Here is a 762-nt window from a genome sequence, read left to right as displayed (position 1 = left end):
GACCGCACGCCGGCGGTCGCGGTCGTCCGGTGCGCGAGGTGCGTGCAGACGCTCGCCCTCTGCGCGGTCGGCTTGGGGGTGCTGATCATCCTGGGTCACCTGCGCGGCGGCGTGGACCCGCGCTACCTGGCCCCGCTCGTGCTCGCCGGCGTGGGCGTCGTCGTCGTGTGGCGCCAGCTCGACGAGTCGTCCCTGGACCGGACGCTGTGGCGCGACCGGGGCCCGACGGCGATCGTCCGCACCGCGCTGGGGCTGCTGCTCGTCGTCGTCGCCGGCGTCTTCCTGCTCAACGAGGGCGGCGTCGGCTCGCTGCTCGACGTCGCGGCCGCCACGCTCATCGCCCTGGTCGGGCTCGGCCTCGTGCTCGGCCCCTGGATCGTCAAGCTGTCGTCGGACCTGGCCACCGAGCGCCGCGAGCGCGTCCGCACCCAGGAACGCGCGGACGTCGCCGCCCACCTGCACGACTCGGTGCTGCAGACGCTCGCCCTGCTGCAGAAGAACGCGTCGGACCCGGCCACCGTCGCGACGCTCGCCCGCCAGCAGGAGCGCGAGCTGCGCTCGTGGCTGTACGGGGAGCAGGCCGAGCACGGCGTCTCCCTGGCCGCCGGCATCCGGGCCGCGGCCGCGGAGGTCGAGACCGCCCACCAGGTGCGGGTCGACGTCATCACCGTCGGCGACGCCCCCGCGGACGCCGACGTCGCCGCGCTGGTGCGCGCCGCCCGCGAGGCGATGGTCAACGCCGCCAAGCACGCCCGGTCGACC

1 protein-coding gene is annotated in these 762 nt (G+C 76.0%); it reads left to right on the top strand.

The features are described 5' to 3' along the window. Nucleotides 1–42: 42 nt before the first annotated feature. A partial coding sequence (locus AC2W7G_RS17625; protein ID WP_485869576.1) for a sensor histidine kinase occupies nt 43–762 on the top strand: 720 nt, incomplete at its 3' end.

This window comes from Aeromicrobium sp. PFPM2_SD2 (genome assembly GCF_057364525.1).
This window is presented reverse-complemented; position numbering and strand designations above follow the sequence as displayed.